The organism is Algoriphagus formosus (assembly GCF_002807035.1).
GTDB lineage: Bacteria > Bacteroidota > Bacteroidia > Cytophagales > Cyclobacteriaceae > Algoriphagus > Algoriphagus formosus.
In genome coordinates, this window is the sequence record NZ_NIUC01000003.1 from 53,170 (window position 1) to 72,867 (window position 19,698).

General features: G+C 41.9%; 15 protein-coding genes. 9 read left to right on the top strand and 6 right to left on the bottom strand.

Annotated elements, in window-relative coordinates:
• The first annotated feature begins 73 nt into the window (after positions 1-73).
• From CDH51_RS15685 to CDH51_RS15725, 9 genes are all read left to right on the top strand, one after another.
• On the top strand, positions 74-814 hold the full coding sequence (locus tag CDH51_RS15685; protein WP_100629853.1) for a glycosyltransferase family 2 protein: 741 nt from the start codon (positions 74-76) through the stop codon (positions 812-814).
• A complete protein-coding gene (locus CDH51_RS20095; RefSeq protein WP_157807131.1) occupies positions 811-3,075 on the top strand; it encodes a lipid-A-disaccharide synthase N-terminal domain-containing protein in 2,265 nt (754 codons plus the stop codon). Before CDH51_RS15685 ends, CDH51_RS20095 begins: the two co-directional genes overlap by 4 nt.
• Complete coding sequence (locus tag CDH51_RS15695) at positions 3,072-3,737, top strand: response regulator transcription factor (protein WP_100629512.1); 666 nt, start codon at positions 3,072-3,074, stop codon at positions 3,735-3,737. The genes CDH51_RS20095 and CDH51_RS15695 overlap by 4 nt, the downstream gene beginning before the upstream one ends.
• A 139-nt stretch (positions 3,738-3,876) precedes the next feature.
• Positions 3,877-5,247 carry a sensor histidine kinase gene (locus tag CDH51_RS15700; RefSeq protein ID WP_100629513.1) on the top strand — a complete coding sequence of 457 codons (1,371 nt, stop codon included), beginning with the start codon at positions 3,877-3,879 and terminating at the stop codon, positions 5,245-5,247.
• A gap of 59 nt (positions 5,248-5,306) precedes the next feature.
• The gene (locus tag CDH51_RS15705) at positions 5,307-9,656 is read left to right on the top strand and encodes a CusA/CzcA family heavy metal efflux RND transporter (RefSeq protein ID WP_317045959.1); all 4,350 of its coding nucleotides are present in this window, start codon (positions 5,307-5,309) and stop codon (positions 9,654-9,656) included.
• Positions 9,656-10,801, top strand: a complete 1,146-nt coding sequence (locus CDH51_RS15710; RefSeq protein ID WP_100629515.1) for an efflux RND transporter periplasmic adaptor subunit — start codon at positions 9,656-9,658, stop codon at positions 10,799-10,801. Before CDH51_RS15705 ends, CDH51_RS15710 begins: the two co-directional genes overlap by 1 nt.
• A 93-nt stretch (positions 10,802-10,894) precedes the next feature.
• Positions 10,895-11,986 carry an alkaline phosphatase family protein gene (locus CDH51_RS15715; RefSeq protein ID WP_100629516.1) on the top strand — a complete coding sequence of 364 codons (1,092 nt, stop codon included), beginning with the start codon at positions 10,895-10,897 and terminating at the stop codon, positions 11,984-11,986.
• 156 nt (positions 11,987-12,142) lie between these two features.
• Positions 12,143-12,253, top strand: coding sequence for a cupin domain-containing protein (locus tag CDH51_RS15720; protein WP_262494523.1), 111 nt, complete (start codon positions 12,143-12,145; stop codon positions 12,251-12,253).
• Between the two features lie 9 nt (positions 12,254-12,262).
• Complete coding sequence (locus CDH51_RS15725; protein ID WP_100629517.1) at positions 12,263-12,889, top strand: hypothetical protein; 627 nt, start codon at positions 12,263-12,265, stop codon at positions 12,887-12,889.
• 125 nt (positions 12,890-13,014) lie between these two features.
• Here the strand turns inward: CDH51_RS15725 and CDH51_RS15730 are convergent, their stop codons facing one another.
• The 6 genes from CDH51_RS15730 to CDH51_RS15755 all read right to left on the bottom strand — a co-directional run bounded on the left by CDH51_RS15730 (position 13,015) and on the right by CDH51_RS15755 (position 19,698).
• A complete protein-coding gene (locus tag CDH51_RS15730; protein ID WP_100629518.1) occupies positions 13,015-15,450 on the bottom strand; it encodes a hypothetical protein in 2,436 nt (811 codons plus the stop codon).
• 122 nt (positions 15,451-15,572) lie between these two features.
• Positions 15,573-16,265, bottom strand: a complete 693-nt coding sequence (locus CDH51_RS15735) for an HAD family hydrolase (protein ID WP_198514326.1) — start codon at positions 16,263-16,265, stop codon at positions 15,573-15,575.
• 1 nt (position 16,266) lies between these two features.
• Positions 16,267-17,181 carry an alpha/beta hydrolase gene (locus tag CDH51_RS15740; RefSeq protein WP_100629520.1) on the bottom strand — a complete coding sequence of 305 codons (915 nt, stop codon included), beginning with the start codon at positions 17,179-17,181 and terminating at the stop codon, positions 16,267-16,269.
• Positions 17,182-17,268: 87 nt separating this feature from the next.
• Entirely contained in the window at positions 17,269-17,616 is a 348-nt protein-coding gene (locus CDH51_RS15745; protein WP_100629521.1) for an L-rhamnose mutarotase, read from the bottom strand.
• Positions 17,617-17,620: 4 nt separating this feature from the next.
• On the bottom strand, positions 17,621-18,934 hold the full coding sequence (fucP, locus tag CDH51_RS15750; protein WP_100629522.1) for an L-fucose:H+ symporter permease: 1,314 nt from the start codon (positions 18,932-18,934) through the stop codon (positions 17,621-17,623).
• Positions 18,931-19,698: an L-fucose dehydrogenase gene (locus CDH51_RS15755; protein ID WP_100629523.1), complete on the bottom strand. Its 768-nt coding sequence runs from the start codon at positions 19,696-19,698 to the stop codon at positions 18,931-18,933. The genes fucP and CDH51_RS15755 overlap by 4 nt, the downstream gene beginning before the upstream one ends.

The window sequence follows — 19,698 nt, forward strand, 5'->3', positions numbered from 1 at the left end:
TAAGGAAATTTTAAGCTGATTTTTTATTTGAATTCATAGTAAAGAGTGATTTTTGATGCCAAAATTTCATTCTATGGAATCCATCTGTATAATAGTTCCCATTTATAACGAAGAAGAAGCGATTCCGAAATTTCCTCAGGAGTTTTCCGAGTATTTTGAATTAACTAAGCTTAATCCCAGCGTTTTATTGGTTGATGATGGCTCAAGGGATAGAAGTTTAGAATTGATTGAAAAGCTCTGTTTGGAGGATTCCCGTTTTCATTTTTTATCCCTTGAAAAAAATAGCGGGTTGAGTTCGGCAATCAAAGCTGGATTTGATTGTGCAAGAACAGATTGGGTCGGTTACATTGATGCAGACCTTCAGACAAAACCAAAAGACTTGTTGAAATTTGAGTCATATTTAAATGAGTTCGACTTGGTTTTAGGAGATCGCTCAGCAAGCAGGAAGGATTCTCTAGTAAAAAAGCTTTCTTCCAAAGTGGCAAATAGTTTTCGTGATTTTATGCTTCACGATGGTGTCAATGATTCCGGATGCCCACTAAAAATTCTAAGAAGGGATGTGGCTATTTCTTTACCTTTTTTTAAAGGAATGCATCGCTTTATCCCCGCTTTGGTATTGATGAAAGGTGGTAAAATCAAGCAGGTACCGGTTACCCATTTCCCTAGAGTGACTGGCAAAAGTAAATTTAATCTTTGGAATAGGCTGCTCACACCGCTTCAGGATACTTTTGCGGTTTGGTGGATGGCAAAGCGAAAGATATCCTATAAAATCGCTTCCTCGGATCTTTATGAACGAGAAGACCAACAATCATGAAAGATTCACTGCTATTGGGTTTGGGCTTTTTGGCTCAAGGGTTATTTTCTGCTAGGTTTTTAATCCAACTGGTCAAATCTGAAAAAGGAGGGGAGGTACTCTCGCCAGTGATTTTTTGGCAGCTGAGTTTAATTGCTTCCCTTTTTTTGATGACTTATGGGGCTTTTAGACATGATCTAGTGATCGTCGGGGGCCAATTAATCGGCTACTTCGTATATATCCGCAACCTTCAACTTCAGGGGGAATGGAGAAAAATCCCAAAAGTAATCCAACTGTTATTTTACGGGTTGCCCATTCTTTTTGTCTTCTATTTTGCCTTTTTTAGGCCTTCTGAGTTTTTCCTTACACTCAATAATCCTGATATAGATTTTTTCTTATTGACTTGGGGAAGTATTGGCCAGCTTATCTTTACCTCTCGGTTTCTGGTCCAATGGTATTTTTCTGAAAAGCATGAGAAATCTTATTTCCCTTTGAGTTTTTGGTACATTAGTATGCTTGGCGCCATATTGATTATTATTTATGCCATTATTAGAAAGGATGCGGTTTTATTTATCGGCCAGGCCTTTGGGATGATTGTTTACCTGAGAAATGTGATGATCCATTTCGGATTTCAGAATAAGAGGAATCTCAATTTTCTAGAGAAAGTTAAGACCTACCGGATGGGACTTTTTTTAGGGGTGACGGCCTTTTTTTTATTCTTCAATTTGAACTCTTGGTCGGTAACGGAGTCCAGTGAGGCTCGCTATGCCCAAATCAGTAAAGAAATGCTTCAAAACGGAGATTGGATGCATCCTCAATTGATGGGTATTTATCACTATCACAAGCCTCCTATGACTTATTGGATCACAGCACTTTCTTATAAGATTTTTGGAGTTAATCCTTTTGCTGCCCGTTTTTTTCTTCAAATCGCAATTTTAATTCAACTTTTTTTGATCTATCGGATTGGGATTTTACTCTGGAAAGACAAAAGCAAATCCTTTAAAGCCGCCTTGCTGTATGCTTCCTTCCCCGTAGTAATTATTGGTGGAAGGGCATTGACAACGGACGCGTATTTAGCGACTTTCATTTTAGCAGCCTTGTTTTTTTGGTTTCGATACCTTCAAAAAAAAGAAAATTGGGATTTAATCTTGATGTATCTGTTTTTGGGGCTTGGATTCCTGACCAAAGGCCCTGTGGTATTGATTGTTCCAGTTGTCCTGTGGGTTCATCAGAAGATTTTCTACTCTCCAAAAATAAAATTCAACCTTCCTAGCCTATTGGGGTTGAGCTTGTTTTTGATTATTGGCATATCCTGGTTTGCGATGCTATGGGTTGAGGATGCTCGGTTCTTAGACTATTTTGTTTTTAAGCATACCATTGAGCGATTTGCGACCAATACCTTTAGCAGGAGCCAACCTTTTTGGTTTTATATTGTGATTTTGCTGCTCTTGGCATTTCCTTGGTTCATTATTATGTTGGCTAAGACAAAGTCGGTTTTTCAAAAAAAACAGGTCATATTTTCGCGGTTTTGGGTATGGGTATTTATACCGCTTTTGTTCTTTTCACTCAGTCAGTCCAAACTAGTATTGTATATCCTGCCACTCTTTGGAGGCTTGGCATTTGGTGCCGTGCAAGTTTGGGAAGGGTTGAGTGATCGTACGCAAAAAATATGGGAAAATGCACAGACAGTTTTCCAAATCCTTATTGTGATAGCCTTGTTTATTTCCCCGCTTTTCGTGGACGAACTTCATTTAAGCGCAAAAGTATATTTTTTGGGAGTGATTCTGTTGTCACTACTTCTTGGGTTGTTTTTATCAGGAATTAAAACTTCTGACAAAGCATTTCTCAGTGCATGGATCTTTACTATGATGTTGACAGCGATGTCAGCATATTTATTTAGCAACAATCCAGGAATGGTCAATGATACACGAAGAGTTGTAGATTGGATTGAAGAGCATTCTCCGGCTTCTGATCAAATTGTAATCTTCGATAAAAGACTGCCTTCCATTCCTTTTAAAACAGAAAGATCTGTAATTTCAATTTATGCGGGGGATGAAAGCTTGAACAGGGAAACCCAATTCCAAGAAAATGACGATTGGAAAAAGTCTTTGATCAACTTGAAAGATCAGCCTGAATGGATTCAAAAAGGCGACAATCAAAAGGGAATCTGGATAGCTAAACTCAATAAGAAAATGCCAGAACTTCCAGTAAACTTGGATTGGAGGACTCTTCAGGAGGTGGATGGTTGGAAAATTTTGCAAATAGTTGAAGTAAAACCATGAGAATTCTCATTGTAGAAGACGAGCCGGGTATATCTAATTTTCTTAAGCAGGGGCTTGAGGAGGAAAACTTTGCTGTAGACATTTCTGATAATGGAAGAGATGGTCTGAATCTAGCCCTTACTGGGGAATATGATCTACTATTGCTCGACTGGATGGTTCCGGGAATCAGCGGAATAGAGTTGACTAGGCAGTTTCGAAAGGAATTTAGTTCTACGCCAATTATTTTCCTCACAGCCAAGGATACGGTGGATGAGACCGTTTTTGGCTTGCAGGCAGGTGCGAATGATTACATCAAAAAGCCATTTCACTTTCAGGAGCTGCTGGAAAGAATTAGAGTACAGCTAAGAAAAGTAAATCAGGAGCCTGAGGTTTTGACTTTGGGGCCTTTTCGGTTAGAACCATTGAGTTTTAAGCTTTTCAAAGAAGAAAAAGAAATTGCCTTGACTCAGAAAGAGTTTGCTTTATTGGAGTTTTTGATTCGAAATAAAAATACGGTCTGTAGGCGAACCCGAATCATCGAGTCCGTTTGGGATATCCATTTTGAATATAATACCGGTGTGATCGATGTCTTTATCAATTCACTTCGAAAAAAACTGGGCATCACGAAGGATGAGGACTACATTCAGACGATACGGGGGGTGGGTTACATGGCAAAGGAATAAATCAATGAAACCGAGCTCGCCTGAAGTAGACTGGCATGACTTAGCAGAGACACACTAGGGTGACTATGAAACAATCGAGATTCCATCCTGACTTTCGGTGCGGGACAGGTTCTGACCATTAAAAATCAACAATAGACAGATGAATGTCTCTTATAAAAAGCAGTTATCACGAAGGCTTACACTTTTAGTGGCGGGTATTTTTTTGTTGGTTTTTGGGGTGATCTATGGGGTGGTCTACGTCACAGTAGTTTCAAGCATAGATCGTGAGCTACGGCTAGAGACGGATGAGCATAAGGATCAGATTTTCATCGTGAACGGTGAGATTCGCTTTCTTCACAAAAATGAATGGAGCGAAATGGAGCATAGTCAGATTCAGCTGAATCCGATTTTTATTGAGATTGTAGATCCGGAGGGGAAAAGTATGGATCGATCTCCTAACCTGAGGGATAATCATCTTGAGTTTTTTCCCGACCGAGCTAATTCGGGGCAGGCTTGGACTCTTAAAGCAGGCTCTCGCTATCTGCGTCAGATGCAAATCCCACTACGGAATGCAGGGAAAATGGAAGGCTTTCTTTTGGTAGCTCAATCCTTTGATGATGCCCAAGCCCTTTTTACCAAGTTGAGGTGGATTCTTTTAATTCTTTTCCCGATTGTACTGATGATTGTGTATTGGATGATGCGCGATCAGGCAAATCGGACTGTCCGGCCTATTCAGCAGCTTATTCGCAAAGCCAATCAGGTAACTCAAAGTAATTTGAGTGAACGAATTCAGTCCCCTGGCAATCAAGAGGAAATCACCCAGCTCACGCATGCTATCAATGATCTTTTGGGCCGATTGGAAAAAGCCATAAAACGAGAGCAGCAATTCACCTCAGATGCTTCTCATGAGTTAAGAACGCCCCTATCGGTGCTCCGAGGTACCTTGGAGGTGATGATCCGCAAGCCACGCACTCCTGAAGAATATGAGCAAAAAATCGAATTAGCTCTTCAAAGTATCGATCGGATGACAGGAACAATCGAGCAATTATTGGCTCTTGCACGAGTCGAAAGCGGGCAATCCATTGTGCTGGAAGAGCTTGATTTGCTATCTTTTTCAGAAGAAGTAATAAGTAGAAAATCAGTGGCAACACGGAAGAAGATTGAATTTGTTTCTCAGCTTGGGCATCCGGTATTTGTTTTGACAAATGAGAAATCACTACAGATAATTTTAGACAACTTACTGGACAATGCTTTCAAATACGCTGGAGATACAGCTCCTCTTTTCTTGGAAGTTGGCAAAAATGATAAAGAGGTCTATTTGAAAGTTTCAGACCATGGAGTCGGAATTTCTTCTGAAGACTTGCCGTATATTTTTGACCCATTTTTTAGAGCAAAATCCAGTCATGGATCAAAAAAAACAGGAGCCGGGTTGGGGCTAGCCATCGTCAAAAAACTTTGTGATGAGTTGAAAATCCGACTTTCCGTAGAAAGCCAAGCTGGGAAAGGGACCACATTTAAGCTTTCTTGGTAAAATCTTAAGGGAATCTTAAGGAAACACTAAAAGCCACCTAAGACTTCTGTGGTTATTTTGTGTCAAAAGATACCCCATACACTATGCTTGATGCGATTATTCGATGGAGTTTAGCCAATAAATTACTGATCGGAATTTTTATTATTATCTGGATTGGATTTGGAATCTATTCCCTTACGAATATTCCCATTGGAGCTGTTCCCGATGTTACGAATAATCAAGTCCAAGTAATCACTACTTCCCGAAATTTAGCCACTGAAGATGTAGAGAAATATCTTACTTACCCTGTCGAATTGGAAATGGCCAATCTACCAGGGGTAAAAGAGATTCGATCTGTATCCAAGTTTGGTCTGTCAGTTGTCACAATTGTATTTGAGGATGATTTGGGGACATACCTACCCCGACAGCTTATCGCAGAACGCCTCAAAATTGCTGAAGAAAATATCCCCGCAGGTTTTGGTAGTCCAACTATGGGACCTATCTCTACAGGTCTGGGAGAAATCTATCAATATATCATCGATGTAAAACCTGGGTATGAAAGCAAGTATTCGATTACGGATTTGAGAACGATCCAAGATTGGGTGGTCAAACGTCAGTTAGCAGGGATCGACGGTGTCATTGAAGTCAATACTTGGGGAGGTTTCTTGAAGCAATATGAGGTAGCGATTAATCCTGAGCGCCTTAGAGCGATGGACATAAGCATAACTGAGGTATTCACTGCCCTTGAAAAAAACAACTCCGTAGCAGGTGGAGGATATATCGAGAAAAACAACCAAAGCTTCTTCATCCGCGGTGAAGGATTAACAGGCTCACTGGAGGATATCGGCCAAATCGTCGTGACCACTCGATCAGGATCTCCCATATTCATTAGGGATATTGCCTCTGTAGGGTTCGGTGCTGCCAATCGATTTGGTGCAATTACTGCCAACGGAGAAGGGGAAAAGGTTCTGGGGCAGATCATGATGCTAAAAGGAGCTGACTCTAAGCGAACCATAGACCTGGTACGTGAGCGAATTGCTCAGATAGAAAGTTCTTTGCCTGAGGGCATTTATATCAATGGATTTTTGGATAGATCTGAGCTCATTGGGCGGACTACTTTTACAATAAGCGAAAACCTCATTTTAGGTTGTTTGATAGTCATCTTTGTCGTTGTCCTTCTTTTGGGGAATATTCGGTCGGGCTTGGTCGTGGCTTCCGTCATTCCACTTAGTTTGCTTTTCGCGCTTTCCCTCATGTATATTTTTGGGGTTGATGCCAATTTGATGAGCTTAGGAGCGATTGATTTTGGGATAATTATCGATGGGGCAGTGATCATCGTCGAATACATTGCCTATCAATTTACCAAGTCTTCCGATGAGCTTTTAGGGTTAAATAAAGTACAGCGAACAGAGAAGAGGGATGATATTTCATTTAAAGGGGCTTCCAAAATGATGCATTCTGCCATTTTTGGGCAGATAATTATCATTATAGTATTTATTCCGATTTTGTCTCTTTCAGGAGTAGAAGGGAAAATGTTCCGACCGATGGCAGAGGTATTTAGCTTTGCACTGGTAGGGGCTATGATATTGGGTTTGACATACGTTCCCGTTGCTTCCTCCTTATTCTTGAAGGCTGATAAGCAGGGGCCAAAAAATATATCTGTTCGATTAATTAAAGCAATCAATAAAGCCTATGAACCCTCCCTTCGCTGGGCCCTGAATCACACAAAGGTAGTTTTGGTTGCTGCAGGAGGTATTTTGATTTCGGCTGTTTTGATTTTTTCCTCCATGGGATCAGAGTTTGTTCCCACCTTGGATGAGGGTGACTTTGTGATACAACCGGTACTAAAAACAGGGACTTCGCTTAGTAGCACGGTAGAAACGATTACCAGCATTGAAAATATTTTGTTGGACTTTCCTGAGGTCAAGCAGGTGGTGACACGAATTGGTGCTGCAGAGATTCCAACTGATCCCATGTCTATGGAAGAAAGTGATGTGATAGTGACTTTGCATCCGCCTAGTGAGTGGACCACAGTGGATACAAAAGATGAACTAGCCGATAAATTCAAAGAAGCTCTGGAGATTATTCCTGGACTTGATTATGAGTTTACTCAACCGATAGAGATGCGCTTCAATGAGTTAATTACCGGAGTCCGGGCTGATTTGGCAATTAAGGTCTTTGGGGAAGATTTAGACGAGCTATTGCGCTTAGGAGAGGAGATTGAGAGTGCGATCCAAAATGTCGACGGTGCAGCTGATATCATCATGGAAAAAGTAGACGGTTTGCCACAGATGAAAATAGAATATGATCGCTCTAAAATTGCCAAATATGGACTCAATATTTCTGACTTGAATTCCCTCGTGACAATGGGTTTTGCCGGGGAAGTGGCAGGGACTGTTTTCGAAGGGGAGAAGCAGTTTGATTTAGTAGTTCGATTTGATGAAAATCATCGAAAGAACCTTCAAAGTCTAGAAAATACAACCGTGAAATTGGATGACGGAAGCTCGATACCCTTTTCGGAATTAGCTGATATTTCCTACACGAAAGGTCCAGCTAAAATATCACGAGATAATACTCAAAGGAGAGTGGTAGTCAGCGTGAATGTCCGTAACCGAGATTTACAATCTGTAGTAGATGACATTCAACAAATCATCAATCAAAAAATCAATCTCCCTGAAGGATATCGAGTAGATTATGGGGGACAGTTTGAAAATCTTCAGCAAGCTAGGTCAAGGCTTTTAATTGCTGTTCCGGTCGCTCTGATTTTGATTTTTATCCTGCTGTATTTTGCCTTTTCTTCCGCTAAAGATGCCTTAATGATTTACTCTGCCATCCCGCTTTCAGCAATAGGAGGAGTATTCCTGCTTTGGTTCCGGGATATGCCATTTAGTATTTCCGCAGGGGTAGGTTTTATTGCCCTCTTTGGTATAGCGGTCTTGAATGGGATCGTGTTGATAGAGCACTTCAAATCATTGGAGACCAAATTCACATCAATAAAAGACTTGGTTGTTTTTGGAGCTAAAGAAAGACTCCGTCCCGTCCTCTTGACTGCTTCAGCTGCGGCTCTAGGGTTTTTACCGATGGCTATTTCATCATCTGCCGGTGCAGAGGTTCAGAGACCATTGGCCACAGTGGTAGTAGGAGGCTTGGTTTCAGCGACAGTATTAACTTTAATCGTATTACCAGTCTTATATACGCTATTCCATGAAAAGCAATTGGCACTCAAATGGTCATCTAAGCCTTTGGTTATGCTTTTCATTTTGATGTCATGGGCTGTAAATCCTTCTTTTGGCCAAGAGCAGGAAAAACTAGGTTTGGAGGAGGCACTTTCCATAGCCATTTCTCAAAATATAGACCTTCAGGCATCTAGGAAAATGCTAGAGCGATCTGAGTCTCAGGTTGGGACAGGTTGGAATATCGGAAAGACCCAAGTTTCTTATGGTTGGGATGAAAATGATATTGCCGAAAACGGAATCTACAACCGTGTGTGGCGAGTGCAGCAGCAGCTGGAGTTTCCATCAGTCTATGCAGCAAGGACAGCAGTCTTGAAAGCCGAAATGGAGCGAAGTCAGTCTGAATACCTTTTGCGTGAAAGACAAGTCAAAAAGGAGGTTTCGGCAGCCTACCTCAAATCATTTTATGCCCGAGAACGAATCTATAATTTGGTTTATCTGGACAGTATTTATGGGCAGTTTGCGAAAGCCTCGGCACGTCGTTTTGAGTTGGGAGAGAGTAATCTGCTGGAGAAGCTTACCGCAGAAAGCAAGGAACAGGAACTTTCGATACGACTGAATGCAGCCCGTCGGGATTATGAATCCTCACTGATTGAATTGAGGAGATTACTTTTCGTGGACGATAGCCTAGTTCTCGCCGACGAAGAGCCTTTATTGAGTTTGCAACAAAATGACGAAATAACTCATCCCCTGACTATGATGCTGGAAGCTGAAATCCGAAAGGCTGATTTTCAGGTCAAGGAGGCGAGAAGGAGTTTTTTGCCTGACCTGAGTCTGGAAGTTTTCAATGGGAGTAATCCCGGGATCAATGCCCAGAATTACCCTGGATTTCAAGCGGGCGTTTCTATTCCCCTGTTTTTTGGATCAAATAAATCCAAATTGAATGCGGCTTCATTCTTCCAGGAGGAAATTCAACTCCAATCACAGGCGGTGACTCAATCATTAAATGCACGAAGTGAGCAGCTGAAAAATGAAATATCCAAAAACCGCTCGACTTTAGATTATTATGAGGAGGAGGGGCTAAGCCTTGCCGAGCAATTGGAAACACAGGCTACCCGATCTTTCCAGGAGGGTGAAATAGACTTCCTGCAGCTGGTACAGCTCCTCGAAAATTCCCGAAATATCCGACTTCAATACTTACAAAGTAAGCTGGACTATCAGCTTGCTAAGCTCGAACTCATTTACTTGACGATCTGATGAATTTACATTTAAGAAAAATCTCATTTATTCTCTTATTCCCTTTGGCTATATCCTGTCAGAAAAAAGACGATTCGTCGGAAGGAATAGAAGTAGAGGCGGCAGAAGTAGCAGCTTCATCTCAGATTCAACTTTCTCAAAGCCAGTTTAATGCGTTGAAGATGGAGTGGGGATCCATTGAGGCTCGAAATCTATCTGAGCAACTCAGTCTTCAAGGCATGGTGCGCGTACCCACAGAAGGGCGGCAGGACGTTTCTGCGATTTATGGGGGCTACGTTTCTGGCCTTACTCTAATTGAAGGTGAAGCCATTCGACGTGGTCAGGTTTTGTTTTATCTCGAGAATCCTGAGTTTGTCAACCTTCAGCAATCCTATCTGGAGACCCAAAGTCAGATGCAATATTTGAAAGCGGAGTATGATCGTCAACAGACCCTGTATTCCGAGCAGATTTCTGCACAAAAAAACTTCCTAAAAGCTGAGGCTGATTTTCGGACTTCTGAGGCCAAATTGGCTGGGTTGGAGCAACAGCTTTTACTGTTAAAGATTGACCCAAAAGCGCTTGAGCCGGGAAAAATTCGCTCAAAAATCCCAGTTTACTCACCCATCAATGGCTTTGTGGAAAGTATTCATGCAGTGCCGGGAAGTTATCTCAATGCCACAGATAAAGCACTGACTTTATTGAACCGAGATCACCTGCATGTAGAGCTAATTGTGTATGAGAAGGATGCTAGGAAATTGAAAATTGGCCAAAAAGTAACGGTTTCAATCCCTGATTTGAAGGAAGATCAGATCCAGGCAGAGGTCTATGTCATCAGTCAATCTATCAATTCGGAAAGACAGGTAATGGTGCATGCTCATTTGGTAGACGAAAGCATGGAAAAATACTTGGTGCCGGGGATGTACTTGGAGGCAAAGTTAGATTTGGAGGATAGACCATCAAAGGTAGTTCCAGAAAGCGCTGTGGTAGAGGTAGATGGCTTGAATTATATTTTGATTCAAAGTGAAAAAACGGAAAGTGGATACCTCCTGGAAAAAGTAGAAGTTCAAATAGTAGGAAGCCAAGAAGGATATTTGGCGATTAAACCTTCTATTGATTTGGATGAAAGTGCGGTTATTTTGATCAAAGGGGCGTTTGGGTTGATGTAATTCTTGTTCTTGCCGGGATAGTAAGCGATTTTTCTTAAATTAAAATTTAACAGCTCGCTGAATTTTTGATACGAGGGCTTTTGTATTTCCATCATGGTAAAAAACTTTTATTTATTAGTATTCTGCTTGATATCCCCGTGGGGGATTGCCCATGCACAAAAAGTCACGAAAACTGAAAACGTAATTCTGATCACTTTTGATGGTCTGCGGTGGCAAGAGCTCTTTAAGGGCGCGGATTCATTAATGGTAGATGATACAGGATTAATTGATACGCCAGGGTCTCTTTTGGCAGATTACTGGCATACCGATTCAAAAAAGCGCCGTGAGATGCTGTTTCCGTTCTTTTGGAGCACCATAGCCGCTGAGGGGCAATTGTACGGAAACAGGCTTTTTGGAAACAAAGTGGATAATAGTAATAAAATGTGGTTTTCCTATCCCGGATACAATGAGGTTCTTTCTGGCTTTGCGGATGATGAGCGGATCAATTCCAATTCGAAAATCAATAATCCTAATGTCACTTTCCTTGAGTATCTCAATCAAATGCCAGAATATAATGGTAAGGTGATGGCTTTCGGTTCTTGGGATGTCTTCCCTTATATCATCAATGAAGAGCGTAGCGGCGTACCTGTCAATGCTGGCTTTGATCTGGCTGAAGGAGATGATCTGACGGATGTAGAAAGAACAGTCAATCGGATACAGCAAGAGATTCGCGGTCCTTGGGGAAGTGTCCGGCTGGATCCATTTACCCATCACTATGCGATGGAAGGTTTGAAAAAGCACAGACCAAAAGTTATGTACATTGCCTATGGAGAGACGGATGATTGGGCACATGGAGGCAAGTATGATCAATATATTTGGTCGGCTCATCAAACGGACGCCTACATCAAGGAGATTTGGGATTGGGTTCAATCAGATTCTGAGTATAAGGACAAAACAACCTTAATCATTTCTACAGACCATGGACGGGGGATCACCAAAACGTCTTGGAAAGATCATGGCGCTTCAGTACCCGAAAGTGGAGAAATCTGGATGATGGCGATAGGACCTGATACTCCGGCTTCAGGTGAAATGAAAATTGAAGGACAGTGGAATTCAGCACAAATAGCCCGAACGCTGTTTAAGCTACTGGGTTTGGAATATCCAGATAATAAAGCCGGCTCAGTGATCGATGATATGATTCAATAAATAGATTCTCTTCTCTTTTGCTGAATAGTACTTTACCTATCCATTCACTAACTTAGCGAAAGCAACGCTTGATATTGATGGGAAGAGAAGGTGCACTTGAATAGGATTTCCGGATATATAGGCAGGCTTGGTAAATTGTAATTTCGCGATCAATCGATTAAACTCGAAGCAGGTGACTCTATGCTTTTTGACGGAAGATTAGAGCACAATCCCGTTAATTTGGGTAATACAACCTGTCAAATGCTAGTGGTATATTTTTTCGAATAATCATCAGGAATGGTACTAAATGTGAAGCACTTCATTTGTTTGATTGGAATAATCCTCGTGGCTCTAAGCTCTTCTTTTGCCCAAACCGGCTACAAGGATGAATTGGGTCGGGAGATCAGTCGTGAGTATTTTGAAAAGCAGATTTTGGAAGGTCCCTATTTTGGGATTCCCGATGGTACTGGAGGTAAAATGCTCGTTCACCGCATGCCAGTTGGACTTTTGGACGATCCTGCGATTTTTTTTCAGAAGACAGGAAATGAGAGAGTGTTTCAGGAAGGAAAGATGTTGCTGGTTATTTATTATCCCGGCAAGGATGAGTGTAACTCCTCCGGTCAGGGAAATAATGCCAATTCTTTTCAGAAGGAACATAAAACTCTCCTCAAATGGGCTTCAAAATTTGAAGCGACAGAGCCAGTTTACCTTTATGCTAACCCAAGTGGTTTGGAGAAATATCAAGGAAAAATTCTCTGGCAACCGGATCCGGAGAACATATTCGAAAAGCAGTTTTTTCGATATCCATATCCCTGCGGAAGTTTTGTGGTCATTCATCCAAATGGAACTTTTCGTGGGATTTTGGGAGGATATCCCTTGTCCCAAGTGGAAGTGGCGATGAAGAAATTGAGGAAGGGTGAATAGCTTTTCGAGTATTCTTCTAAAAACTTTGAGTTGTATTCATGATGGAATTTTCAATTCTTTTTGAAAATGAAGATGATATTTTCCTTTTATCTAATAAGAAAATTCTCTGAAGGTAGGCTAAAAGCTTATTGTAGTATAATTGGTTCTGCTTTACCAACAATCCTTATTTCAGCTTTTAAAGCCGGCTTTTCTTCAGGGTTTTTAAACTCGCAATCCAAAGATAGCTTCTGCTCACCAGGTCTGATCTGAAGTTTTGAAGAGTCGATAGGAAATGATTTAACCTTTATCAAATTTTCATCTAGCCAGTGGACCTCATCGCTGCCTTCATAGCGTAGAGAATGACCTTTTTCTAAGGTTACGGGCAAGCTGATCTCGCTACGATTATTAATCTCTAGCTGAATGGATTGAATCGTGGCATCCTCTGCAGTTAAAATGAAATGAAATTTGGTGGTTTCAGTTGGATTCGAAAAGGAAAACTCGGTGTAGAGTGGTTCACCTGGCTGTCTCACTTTCTTTTCATGGGTAAATCTACTTACGAAGACTTGATGGAGATTCCAGGAGTTTTCGCCAGTTGGTTCGAGATGAAATTCATTGTTGATGTCTTTCATTCGTTCCTTCTGATCCTCGCTAAAGGCATCAGCCATCCGAAGCTTTTCCCAATCTCCAATTTGTTGGAAAATTTGATCAACTTGTCCGTTCACTTGAAGGGCTTCCTCTCGAACCACAAAGGCATAACCTGCATCGAAGGCTGCGGATCTAGCCAACATCCATTCAATGTCTTCAACAGTGGTATTGGAGCGCATACTGAACCAACCCAACATTCCTGGCATTAGGTTTCGTTGGAAATAAGCTTGGTTTTTTAAGCGGTATTCTGTTTGACTTTCACGGAATCCCGCATACCAAGGCTCCCCCCAGTTCATTCTGGAGTAGATGTGCCAAAAGTAATGGGTTGTCCTACTGGCATCTGTGATCAAATGTGATTTGATTTCCTCAGAGAGATTGTTCCACCAGGTAGTGGTGAAAAGAATTTCTCCATAATTGCCCATTCCTGTGGAGCGATTTCCCTCTAGCCCATCGAAGGAGATTTGCCGAAGACCAGTATAGTTATATAGTTCTGCTAATCTTTCGGCTACCTCTATACTCAGCTCAGGGTTTGTTAGAAAAACTTTATAAGCATGGTCCGCAAGCTTGCTGACCTGATCTCTTTTCATATGTGATGCCTTTTCTGTTCCCCACGCACCGCGCTCACAATCGATTAATTTCCAAGGTGCTGAATCAGTCACGGATCCATATCGAATAAGTTCCTTTCCGATTTTGACAGTTTTTAGGTTGTTGTTTTGATTTTGGTTGAAAAAGTCAGGCGACTCGATAGGAATCTCTGTTTGATTTTCATCGATGGATGTCGCCAATTCAGTATAGCCTACTATTCCCAAGCGATCATCAGGGATGGGCGTGATATAGGGATCATTGGTGGTGATGAAATTGGATAGCGTGTGAACACCCACATGTACCCCTTTTTTTTCTGCTTTTTCCACAGAGGCTCTTAACCCATCCCAACCATTGGGGAAACTTTTAGGATCTAGTTCAAAGTGCCCCCAATTTTTGAATGGGCCGTCATGATATAAATAATTCAGCCCTGCTTTTTTGACAAGCGCAATGGCTTTTTCAATTGTTTTTTCGGAGAAATTATAGATCAAGTAAGCAGAAGAGGCACTTTTAGAGGTTTTGCCCCATTCTCCATCAATCATTGGATGAGGAAGTGACTCCGCTAGCTCTATTTTGCCGATGGTTTCTAAGGTTTGTTCTTTTGGACTTCCAAACAAGGCAATTTTGGATCCAATAATTCCCCCATCTTCAAATGTTGGCGAAAGAAATCGTTCATGATTTAAATTGGGCACTACGCGTTCTTTCTGTCGATTTCTGGTGTATGCCTGAAGAGTAGATCCAAATTCCTCCGGTTTGGCAGCTTCCACCCGGTAGAGGACCATTCTTTTGCCCTTTTCGTCTAAATCTGAAAAGTCATCTTGCTCAAAAATATCGATTTCAGGAGTGGCATCATTTTCTTGCCAAGGATATCCGCCTAAAGTTTTTGGATTCAAGGCCTGGATACCAATAGCAAAGTCTTCGCTCCGGACCACTCCAATAGTTTCTCCGATTGTTTGATTTATTGTAGTAGGGATGGGACCCCAAGAAAGCCATTCAATTTGGTCTATTCGATTTGCCTTTACAACCTCGAAAGTGATATGTGATTTTTTCTCTTCCACCTGGATAATGACCTGCAAGTCACTTTCAAATTCAAAGGTCAATTGCTGATTTTCCTTCTTTACAGTTCGAGGAAAAATTATACCATCTCCGGTTTTCAACCTGATCAAGCTGAAATTTTGCCCTTCAGGAAGATATTCCTTTTGACTAATGGTGCTGATAATACCACTTAATTCTCCCTTCGGACCAATTTCAATTATTAGGTTTTCTGAATTCAGCCGAATGGTATTTGCTTGCTCATTACAAGCGGCTAGTAATAATAAAGAGATGAATAAGATTATAAGGAATCGAGCGGACATAGGGGTTGGGTTTTAGCATAAAAAGTCCAAAGTAAGATAGTGGTCATGAACTTATAATCGTAAATGACATTCAAAAAATAGGAAACTTTTTGAATTTATCTCTTCCTTTTTGCCACGTAAGTCTAGATTCCCCGAATCACCTCTGTTGCTAAACTTATGTTTTCTACCGTATGGAATCGCTCGTGGGAAATTTCATGATCCACTTGCTCATGAATCCAGGTCACATGAAAAGGAATGTGAATAGCATAAGCCCCTAATTCCAGAACCGGCAGGATATCTGATTTCAGACTGTTTCCAAGCATTAAAAAGTCCTCTGGACTTACATCCAAATGCCTAATCAATTTGGCAAAATCTTCCACCCGCTTTTCGCTCATGATCTCAATGTGATGGAAATATTTCTCCAAACCTGATTTGTTTAGCTTTCGCTCTTGATCAACCAAGTCTCCCTTTGTTGCGAGGACCATTCGGTAGTCACCGTTTAAGGAAGTGAGGACCTCTTCTACTCCCGGTAGGAGTTCCACGGGCTTTTGAAGCATTTCTTGGCCTATGGAAAGGATTTTTTCTACCAATGAAACGGGGACTTTTTGGTCTGAAATGCGCATGGCTGTTTCGATCATCGAAAGCATGAAGCCTTTGATTCCATAGCCATAAAGAGCCAAATTTTCAATTTCTGTTCGATACAGCTCTTTCAGAATGGCATGTGCGGGCATAAAATCTTCCAGAAGCGAACAGAATTTCTCCTCAGCTTCACGGAAAAAGGGTTCATTTACCCAAAGTGTATCATCCGCGTCGAAGGCAATTACTTTGATCGGCATCTCAATTCAAATTATTGATCCAGTCTAAAAGAACTTCCCGCCAGTTTGCTACTGCGCCTCTTCCCATGCCAAAAGCAAATCCATGACCGCCTTTTGGATAGATATGCAAGGAAGCTTCTACTCCAGCAGCGTGGAGCGCTTGATAGTAGAGGATGCTGTTTTCCAGTGGAACTGCTTGATCATCCTGTGCGTGGATCAAAAAGGTAGGCGGGGTGTTTTCGTCTACATTCAACTCATTTGAAAAACGTGTGACAAGATCAGGATCAGGATTTTCTCCCAAAAGATTCTTTTTGGAACCACCATGGGTAAATCGCTCATTGAAGGTAATAACCGGGTAGACCAAAATCGAAAAATCAGGTCTGGCGGAAAGCAAGTCAATGGAATCAAGCTCGCGATCCAACTGATGAGCATATTGCGTGCTTAAGGTGGAGGCTAAGTGACCTCCTGCTGAGAAACCCATTATTCCGATTTGATTCGGATCTATGTTCCATTCTTCAGCCTGGTGTCTGACTAGTCTCAAAGCCCGCTGTGCGTCTAGCAGCGGTACTTCTTTGGGATCAGTCAAGGACTTAGAGATGGGAAGTCTATACTTGACGACTATTCCGGCAATTCCCTGGGAGTTGAGCCATTTGGCAAAATCAGTACCTTCCCAATCATAAGCAAGAATCCCATAGCCTCCTCCTGGAAAAATCAAAACAGCTTTCCCGGTGGCAATTTGTTTGGTGGGAAGATATACTTCAATGGTCGGAATTTGCACATTGGAAATCCTAAGAATTCCTTCCTGAATCGCCTCTTCTTGAAGGTTCATTTCCTTTTGCAAAGGAGGAGTGTTCTCCCACAAGGGGATGATATGGTTTTGTGAAAAACCAGCCAGAGATATGAATAAAAGGGTGAATAGAATTAAATAATGTTTCATCTGTTTTTATTTCGATTTTCAATGGTCATAACTTGTCCCTTAAGAAGGTTGGGATGTAATCCATGCCTACTTGAGGTAGGATCGATTTCAGGGTCTTTCTTCAGCTTTAAATTCAAAAATTTGATCCATCAAAGCCCATCGCCAGTTGGGAGGTGTTCCGGGGAGGTTGCTTTGGTATTGTCCGACAAAAGCTTCCCATTCCTGCACTTTTGGATTGGCATTATCTAGTGCGGCTTTTTTTTCGAAAGTAAATTCACCATCGGTCTTCATGATCATGGTCAGACGATTTTTCCATCGATAAATGGACATTTGTAAAATTCCAGCTTCTCGAATACTTTCTAAAATAGGCTCAGAGACGGCTTGATGGCATGTATCGTATGCTTCAATTGCCTCAGGCTCATCCTTCAGATCGCAGATCAAAACGAATGTTTGCATGGGTTTATGTTTTGGAAATAGATTTCACACGGACTGAAAAAAGCCAAACCATTAAAAAGCACATAAATGGAAGAATGAATGAAAAGTTGACTTCGGGTACTCCCAGAATCTCTATGTCAGAATAGCCACTGCCACCCAAGTCCAAAATCATACCTTGCAAAGTAGGCATGATCGCACCTCCTACGATGGCCATGACCAAAAATGCTGCTGCGAATTTGGAGTCTTCACCCAGACCTTCCAGAGCAATGCCATAGATGGTAGGAAACATCAAAGACATGGCAAAACTAATGGCGACCAGGCTATAAAGCCCGAGCATGTCAGGAAGGAAAATCGCTCCGAGTGTAAATAGCATAGCCATCACGGCGAAAATGCTCAGTAGCTTTGAACTGGAAATGAACCTGAGCAATACCGTGCATACCCAGCGACCCAAAAGGAAGACGATCAAAGCTGCATATCCAAAGTTGACGGCAGAGGCATTATCTATTCCCAAGGCTTCCGCATATTGGTAGATGTAGGTCCAGACCATGATTTGAGCACCGACGTAGAACATTTGGGCAAGGGTGCCTTCTACAAAAGTACGCTTTGAAAACAGTCTTCTCATGGTAGGCCAAAAGTCAATTTCACCCTTATTATCCTTGTTTTCTGGCATTTTTACCAAGGCAATCAGAATCAAAATCCCCAAAACCACCAAGCCCAGCATGACATAAGGGTTGCGAATGACCATCAGATCATTGGTTCGGATCACAGCCTTTGCTGACTCTTCGAGGGTACTGTAAATGATCATTCCATCCGCATCCGTTTCATTAGATTGAAGCGAGTTGAGTATGAATTGCTTTGCTACAAAAAGTCCTGCTAAAGCTCCCATGGGGTTAAAAGCTTGGGCTAGGTTTAGTCGTTGGGTGGCGGTTTTTTCCGGTCCCATGGAAAGGATGTAGGGGTTGGCCGTAGTCTCTAAAAAAGCCAGCCCAAAAGTCAGGATATAGAGAGAAGCCAAAAAGAAGCCATAACTTTCCCAGGATGCTGCGGGATAAAACAGTAGCGCACCAAAGGCATACAAGCCGAGACCCAAAAGGACTCCGGTCTTATAGGAATATTTTTTGATGAAAAAGGCTGCAGGAAGAGCCATGGTGAAGTAGCCTCCATAAAAAGCCAATTGCACCCAGGAAGCTTGGACATTATTGAGCTCCAATACTCGTTTGAAAGCTGCAACCATCGGGTTTGTGATATCATTGGCAAATCCCCACAATGCGAAAAGTGAGGTGATGAGCACAAAAGGGAGAAGTAGTCTTTTGGGTACTATGGCTGGTTTATTGCTCATAAGGCTCGGTCAAGATGTGTGTATCCGCCATCTACATAGATATGCTGACCAGTCGTATGAGCGGACTTTTCTGAAAGTAGAAAGAGCACGGTCGAAGCAATCTCCTCAGGAGTTGTCATACGCTTTCCCAATGGAATTCGATTGCTGATTTCCTGGAGTTTTTTACCTGGATCGGGGAAAGAGCTAAGCCATTTTTCGTACAAAGGTGTCATTACTTCAGCAGGAATGACGGCATTGACTCGGATCTGATAGGGTAGGAGCTCGACGGCCCATTCCCGGGTGAGAGCAAGTTGTGCTCCTTTTGCAGATACATATCCGGAAGTCCCGCCTTGCCCGGTAATGGCAGTTTTTGAGGAAATATTGACGATGCTGCCTTTGGACTTTTTTAGAAAAGGAACTGAAAAATGAACCAAATCAAAGTAATGTTGAAGGTTTTTTGAAACTGACTTGGCAAAGGCCTCTGGGCTTCCATTTTCAAGGCCCACGCCATCATTGGCTCCCGCATTATTTACGATTCCTTGGATGCTTCCAAATTTTTCGATGGTCAATTCAACGGCCTTTTTTGCATCTTCGGGTTGCTCCAGTCGAATGGGTATGTGAAGTCCCTTTCCATTCGCAAGCATAAGAATTTCTTCCCCTTCAGGTGAGGGGTCAATTATGACAGGAATTCCTCCTTCTTCGATTAGACCTTTTGAGATGGCAGCCCCGATTCCCTTGGCCCCACCTGAAATCAGTATGACTTTATCTTTGAGCAGCAGATCCAT

What these genes read in the sequence shown, in the direction of transcription:
- CDH51_RS15685 (WP_100629853.1), top strand. Translation starts at nt 74, where the DNA reads ATGGAATCCATCTGTATAATAGTTCCCATTTATAACGAAGAAGAAGCG.
- CDH51_RS20095 (WP_157807131.1), top strand. Translation starts at nt 811, where the DNA reads ATGAAAGATTCACTGCTATTGGGTTTGGGCTTTTTGGCTCAAGGGTTA.
- CDH51_RS15695 (WP_100629512.1), top strand. Translation starts at nt 3,072, where the DNA reads ATGAGAATTCTCATTGTAGAAGACGAGCCGGGTATATCTAATTTTCTT.
- CDH51_RS15700 (WP_100629513.1), top strand. Translation starts at nt 3,877, where the DNA reads ATGAATGTCTCTTATAAAAAGCAGTTATCACGAAGGCTTACACTTTTA.
- CDH51_RS15710 (WP_100629515.1), top strand. Translation starts at nt 9,656, where the DNA reads ATGAATTTACATTTAAGAAAAATCTCATTTATTCTCTTATTCCCTTTG.
- CDH51_RS15715 (WP_100629516.1), top strand. Translation starts at nt 10,895, where the DNA reads ATGGTAAAAAACTTTTATTTATTAGTATTCTGCTTGATATCCCCGTGG.
- CDH51_RS15725 (WP_100629517.1), top strand. Translation starts at nt 12,263, where the DNA reads ATGGTACTAAATGTGAAGCACTTCATTTGTTTGATTGGAATAATCCTC.
- CDH51_RS15730 (WP_100629518.1), bottom strand. Translation starts at nt 15,450, where the DNA reads ATGTCCGCTCGATTCCTTATAATCTTATTCATCTCTTTATTATTACTA.
- CDH51_RS15735 (WP_198514326.1), bottom strand. Translation starts at nt 16,265, where the DNA reads ATGCCGATCAAAGTAATTGCCTTCGACGCGGATGATACACTTTGGGTA.
- CDH51_RS15740 (WP_100629520.1), bottom strand. Translation starts at nt 17,181, where the DNA reads ATGAAACATTATTTAATTCTATTCACCCTTTTATTCATATCTCTGGCT.
- CDH51_RS15745 (WP_100629521.1), bottom strand. Translation starts at nt 17,616, where the DNA reads ATGCAAACATTCGTTTTGATCTGCGATCTGAAGGATGAGCCTGAGGCA.
- fucP (WP_100629522.1), bottom strand. Translation starts at nt 18,934, where the DNA reads ATGAGCAATAAACCAGCCATAGTACCCAAAAGACTACTTCTCCCTTTT.
- CDH51_RS15755 (WP_100629523.1), bottom strand. Translation starts at nt 19,698, where the DNA reads ATGGATCTGCTGCTCAAAGATAAAGTCATACTGATTTCAGGTGGGGCC.